At 63.7% G+C, this 5,884-nt stretch carries 6 protein-coding genes; 5 read left to right on the forward strand and 1 reads right to left on the reverse strand.

Features of this window, described 5'->3' with window-relative positions:
* Positions 1 to 118 precede the first annotated feature (118 nt).
* The 4 genes from KA184_22815 to KA184_22830 all read left to right on the forward strand — a co-directional run bounded on the left by KA184_22815 (position 119) and on the right by KA184_22830 (position 4,592).
* Positions 119 to 1,399 carry a Rieske 2Fe-2S domain-containing protein gene (locus tag KA184_22815; GenBank protein MBP8132421.1) on the forward strand — a complete coding sequence of 427 codons (1,281 nt, stop codon included), beginning with the start codon at positions 119 to 121 and terminating at the stop codon, positions 1,397 to 1,399.
* A gap of 32 nt (positions 1,400 to 1,431) precedes the next feature.
* Positions 1,432 to 2,427 carry a tripartite tricarboxylate transporter substrate binding protein gene (locus KA184_22820; GenBank protein ID MBP8132422.1) on the forward strand — a complete coding sequence of 332 codons (996 nt, stop codon included), beginning with the start codon at positions 1,432 to 1,434 and terminating at the stop codon, positions 2,425 to 2,427.
* A gap of 77 nt (positions 2,428 to 2,504) precedes the next feature.
* Positions 2,505 to 3,446 (forward strand): oxidoreductase, encoded by a 942-nt coding sequence (locus tag KA184_22825; GenBank protein ID MBP8132423.1) that lies wholly within the window; start codon positions 2,505 to 2,507, stop codon positions 3,444 to 3,446.
* 237 nt (positions 3,447 to 3,683) lie between these two features.
* Entirely contained in the window at positions 3,684 to 4,592 is a 909-nt protein-coding gene (locus KA184_22830) for a tripartite tricarboxylate transporter substrate binding protein (GenBank protein MBP8132424.1), read from the forward strand.
* On the opposite strand, the gene KA184_22835 is transcribed toward KA184_22830, so the two are convergent.
* A complete protein-coding gene (locus KA184_22835; protein MBP8132425.1) occupies positions 4,564 to 5,388 on the reverse strand; it encodes a hypothetical protein in 825 nt (274 codons plus the stop codon). The two genes, KA184_22830 and KA184_22835, sit on opposite strands and share 29 nt — an antisense overlap.
* A gap of 47 nt (positions 5,389 to 5,435) precedes the next feature.
* Between KA184_22835 and KA184_22840 the strand changes: the two genes are divergently transcribed.
* Positions 5,436 to 5,789, forward strand: a complete 354-nt coding sequence (locus tag KA184_22840; GenBank protein MBP8132426.1) for a hypothetical protein — start codon at positions 5,436 to 5,438, stop codon at positions 5,787 to 5,789.
* The last annotated feature ends 95 nt before the right edge of the window (positions 5,790 to 5,884 follow it).

A 5,884-nucleotide genomic window follows, 5' to 3' on the forward strand; every position in this document is an offset into this window, starting at 1 on the left:
TCGAGAGGGACGCTGTTCGGGGTACGCATCCGTTGATTCTATGGGGCCACCGCAGTTGACAGCCATGAACGACGACCCAATAATAGCGAACCGCTACTAATTTTGAAGGAGATCGGGTATGTCGAATTCCGAGAGCAATGAGACCTTGACTCGGATGGGTCCAGGCGCTGCCATGGGACGGGTGTTCCGGCAGTTTTGGCAGCCCGCGCTGCTCTCCGAGGAATTGCCCGTAGCGGACTGTCCGCCGGTTCGCGTGCGGCTGATGGGGGAAGACTTTGTCGCCTTTCGCGACTCCAGCGGCAAAGTGGGGTTGCTCGACGCGCATTGCCCCCACCGACTCGCGGACCTGTTCTTCGGCCGCAACGAGGAGGGCGGTCTTCGTTGCGTCTATCACGGCTGGAAGTTCAGCGTGGCGGGTGAAATCCTCGACATGCCCAGCGAACCGCAAGGAAGCCCCATGCGCTGCAACCCGAATCTGCGTGCAAAGGCGTATCCCGTGCGGGAAGCGGGCGGCATCATCTGGGCGTATCTCGGCCCGCAAGAGTCCATGCCGGCTTTGCCCGACATGGAATTCATGAGCCTTCCTCCGCAGAACGTCCATGTTTCCAAGTGCCTGATGAAGTGCAACTATCTGCAGGCACTCGAGGGCAGTATCGACACGGCCCACCTGACCTTCCTGCACCATTCCATGGCCCCGATGGAGAAGGACGTCTTTGCCGTGGGCAATCTTCAGGAATTCGGGGATGCGGATGGGGCGCCGCGGTTCTTCTGCGAAGACACCGACTTCGGAATGCGAATCTCCGCACGAAGGGACGGGGGTAACGGCAACTACTACTGGCGCATCACCCAGTGGTTGATGCCCAACTACGTGTTGGTGCCCACAGCCGAGGGGCTGGTGTGCAGAGCCAATCTGTTCATTGCCATCGACGACGAAAACTGCTGGTGGTATCGCGTCCGCTATCACGTCGGACGTCCTCTTGGCAGTGACGAGCTGGCGGAATACAAGACTGGAAATCTGGATTACGCGAGATTGATCCCGGGCACCTACATTCCGCAGGGGAACCGCGCGAACGATTACCTGATGGATCGGGATCTGCAGAGACGCGGCTCATTCACCGGAATTCCGAGTGCCCAACTTCAGGACCTCGCCGTGCAGGAGAGCCAGGGGCCGATCGCAGACCGGACCAAGGAGCACTTGGGTACCTCGGACACCGCGATCGTGAAATGCCGCAGACGCCTCCTCGAGGTTGCGAAGAAGTTCGCAAATGACGGAACCGTCCCGACGGCGGCGAAGCGCGGCGAACTCTACAAGCACCGCGCCATTGCCATTCTGCTTCCGATGGATATCACACCTGAACAGGCGGGAAGCCATCCGGCAACAGTGCCCGATGCCCGATAGTGCCCCCCAAGACAGTACGCAAGGAGACAGCTGTGAAACGGATATCGAAGTGTGGAATTTCCTTGAGGCTTGCCGTGGCGTTGTTCGCCTCGGCCATCCTGTGCAACGCGCACGCCCAGACCAAGGAGGTGTGGCCGTCCAAGCCAGTCCGGTTCGTCGTTCCATTCACGGCGGGCGGTTCCATCGATGTGCTGGCACGCCTGGTGGGCAGACACCTCGAAACCCGTCTGAATCAACCGATCGTGGTGGAGAACCGCACGGGCGCCGGTGGAACGGTCGGTACTGATCTTGTGGCCAGGGCTCCGGCGGATGGGTACACGCTACTTTTCACCGCGCAAGGGCCGTTGGTGCTCAACCCCTTCCTGATGAAGCGCCTGCCGTACGACGCGACAACATTTGCGCCCGTGACGGTCGTGGTCGAGGCGCCGAACGTGCTCGTCGCGAGCAGGCAGCTGCCGGTTTCCAGCTTCGAGGAACTGCGCAACTTCGCCAAAGCCAATCCCGAAAAGATGACATTCGCGACTCAGGGCATCGGGACGACAGGCCATGTCACGGGCGAATTGATCAACCAGCAGGCCGGCACCGCGCTGACGCATGTCGCGTATCAGGGTTTTCCGCCGGCGCTCACCGATGTTCTCGCGGGGCGTGTCAGCCTGATGATAGGTGACACCATCAATCTTGTGCCGCGAATCGTTTCGGGGCAATTGCGCCCGATCGCTATCGCTTCCACCAGGCGCAGCGCCGTGCTGCCGAACGTTCCCACTTTCGCCGAGGCTGGCTATCCGGCGATCGTCTCGGGACCCTGGTACGCGGTCGTGGCCCCGGCAGGGACACCGATCGAGATCAGGCACAAGCTGGCCGACGAGATTCGCCAGGTGCTGGGGCTTCGCGAAGTGCAGGATAAGCTCAAGGAGCTGGGTGTCGAAGCCCGCGGCCTCTCGCCGGAGGAGTTCGATGTTTATCTGAAGTCGGAATACAAGAGATGGGGCGGGGTGATCCAGAAAGCCGGGATATCTCTTGACAAGTAGTTCTCGTCAAGAGCCCGTCACCGGGCCACCGCGAACGAACTTGATCCAACTGTAGCGTCACGCCGTATGGGGGAATCATGAAAGCCCGCGTGCATTCGATAACGTACGGCGCCGATGACGTGCTGATCTACGACATCCGCAGCGCCGATGGCCAACAGCTGCCGCCGTTCGAGGCGGGGGCGCATATTGACGTGACCATTCCCGGCGGCATCGTGCGCAGCTATTCGCTCGCCAACGATCCGTCGGATCGCCACAGGTACGTTGTCGGCGTCAAGCGTGAGGCCCAGGGTCGAGGCGGTTCGGCTTCGATGCATGCCCATGTCCAGGCCGGGACGCTGCTCGACATCGCCGGGCCGCGCAACAACTTTGCTCTCGAGGAGGATGCTGCCCATAGCGTCTTCATTGCCGGAGGAATTGGAATCACGCCGCTGTGGAGCATGGCTCAAAGGCTCGAGGCGTTGCGCAAGCCCTGGACCATGTACATGCGAGGCCGCAGCCGCAAGACGACGGCGTTCCTTGACTGCCTGTCGTCTCCCCGGTTGGGCGGGCGCGTCCATGTGAGCTTCAGCGAGGACGCCGGGACCCCGCGCCTGGACATCCACTCCATCGTCGCGAAGGCGCCGAAAGGGGCGCACATCTACTGCTGCGGACCGGAGTCAATGCTGGAGTGCGTCGAGAGCGCCTGCGTGCACCTCCCGAAGGAGCGCCTTCATCTGGAGCGCTTCAAGGCAAAGGAAATGCAGTCGCGCGACGGAGGCTACCTCGTCCGACTTGCCCGCAGCAATCAGGAGATCCGAATCCAGAAGGGATGCACGATTCTGGAATCGCTCCGGCAGCGGGGCATCCCGGTGCAGTCTTCCTGTCAGCAGGGGGTCTGCGGGGCATGTGAGACCGCGGTTCTCGCGGGCCGTCCAGACCATCGCGATTGCGTCCTCTCCGAGGAGGAGCGAACACACGGCAAGAGCATGTTGATCTGCTGCTCGGGCTCGTTGACCGAGGAGTTGGTGCTCGATCTTTAGATGCTTGCGCGACTCGTGGACCGGGCGTTGCGCGCCCGAACCCACACGGCACAGCCAGGCATCGGACCGTCCCTTGGCCTGCAAGTTTTGATGGCGGTTGGCCGTAGGTGCTCTGGTCGCCGCTGCGTAGCATGCGGAGCATCAGGCGCGTTTTCCGCGCCGCAATGCCCAGGAGACAACGCCATGCTTGCCAGAAGACCCATCCTCGCGCTCGCCCTCACCTTGCTCGCAGGTGCGATGCCGGCCTTTGCCAACACGTTCCCGACACAGCCCGTGCGCTTCATCGTGCCGTTCCCGCCCGGCGGTTCCGCCGACGCGCTCACGCGCATGCTTGCCCAGCGGATGCAGGCCGCGTGGGGCCAGGCGGTGGTTGTCGAGAACAAACCCGGCGGCACGGTGATCGGGACCGACCTCGTCGCGAAGGCGGCGCCCGACGGGCATACGATCGCGCTCGTGATCCCATCGCTCGCGGTGAACCCGAGCATCATGGCGCAACTGCCGTATGACACGGTGAAGGATCTTGCCGGCGTGACGCTGATCAGCACGCTGCCGATCGCGCTCTTTGCCACACCCAGCCTGCCCGTGAACAACGTTGCGGAACTCGTCGCCTATGCGAAGAAGAACCCGAAGACGCTGAGCTACGGCTCGGCGAGACTCGGTTCGACGTCGCACCTCGCCGGCCTGATGCTGAACCAGCTGGCCGGCGTGGACCTGGTTCACGTGCCCTACAAGGGCAGCGCCCCCGCGCAGCAGGACCTGATCGGCGGCCGGCTCACGCTGCTCTTCGACTCGTTCATTTCCCAACTGCCGATGGTGCAAGCGGGCCGCGTGAAGCTGGTGGCGCCGGCCGGACCGCGGCGGCTCCCCGGTTTCCCCGACGCCGCCCCGATCGGGGACACGGTGAAGGGATTCAACGTGGAAAGCTACTTCGGGGTCATCGCGCCACGGGCAACGCCGCCCGCGGTGTTGGCCCAGATCCACCAGGCCATCAAGAAAGCGATGGAAGACCCCGCCGTGTCTTCCTGGATGGCGACCCAGGGCATGGTGCCGGCCGCATCCACGCCGGCGCAGTTCGACGCGTTCATCCAGGCCGACATGAAAAAGTGGGCGGCGGTCGTCAAGTCACTCGGCGGCAAGATCGCGTAAGCAGCGCGTCGAGCACGCCGATCGCGGCGAAGAGCTCTTCACGCGGCGCGCCTGCATAGCCCACCAGCAGCAGCTGCTCACGCCTGCCTGGACGCGCAAGCACGCGCGCCCCGACGCGATTTTCTTCGAGAGCGCGTTCCAGCAGCCCCGGTTCGCTCACGTTTCGAAAGCTCGCCACCAGGTAGGAACCCGCGGCCTGGAACGAGAGATCTCCCGTGAAAGCGCCCCTGCGCAAGGCCGCCAGCGCCGCCTTGCGCCGCTCCCCATGGGCTTTGCGAAGCCGGTTGGCGTGACGCCCGATATAGCCTTGCGTGATGAAATCAAACAGCGTGCGCTGCATCTGCAGCGGCGAGTTGTACGCCTGCTGCTGCGCAGCGGCGGAGAAAGACTGGACCAGTTCGTGGGGAGCGACGATGAAGCCGCAGCCCACCTCGGGGAACACGCTGCGCTCGAACGAGCCGAGATAGATCGTTCGTTCGGCGCTTGCGCCCCGGGCAAGGACCGCTTCATGCGGGCCCGTTTCGTACAGGTCGAGGTCACGGTCGTCTTCGACCAGCCAGCCCGCGTGCTTGCGCGACCACCCGACCAGCTCCGCGAGCGCGTCCGCGCTCCATGGCTCGCCCGTGAACGCAAAGTCGGCCGGGCAACAGATGGCGAGCTTCGCCGAAGGCAGGGCGGCGGTGCTCCCTGCCATGCACGGAAACGGGACGACCTGCACACCGCCGCGCACGAGCCTCACGCGATTGGCGACGGCTTCGCGCAGCCGCGGGTGGCCGGCCCGGTCATGCGGCAGCATGTCCTCGGACAGCAGGTTCTTCGCATGGCGCGTGGCGAGGCGGCACCATGCCTTGCGCGGGAAGAGGTCGATGGGGCGACCACCCCGACCCCCACGTTCGCGGCAGCAACCAGCAGCCCGCCACGCTGACAGTGAGCGCGCAGCTTGTGAAGGAGCGGCCGGACCTGGTGGACCGTTATGTCGCCCAGATCGTTAACGCGGCGCGATGGAGCCAAGCGAATCGCGTTCCCACCGTGCAGTCGTTCGCGAACGAGGTCGGCACTTCCTACGAGTGGGCGGAAGCGGCATACGGCCCGCGATCGCACGAGCTGCTCACACCGTCGCTGGATGTCGAACTCGTTGCCGCCGCCAAACCCACAAGGAGTTTCTGGGGGTCTCCTCGTTTTCAGTGCAATAAGTGACGGTACGCAAAGCTAGCACTGGCGCGGGGGTGGTCTGGGTAGACCGTTGATTTCATTGACTTTCCTGTTCGCTTTGTAAACGGGTATGGTGGCCT

The sequence above is a fragment of the Candidatus Hydrogenedentota bacterium genome (genome assembly GCA_018005585.1).
Lineage (GTDB): Bacteria > Hydrogenedentota > Hydrogenedentia > Hydrogenedentales > JAGMZX01 > JAGMZX01.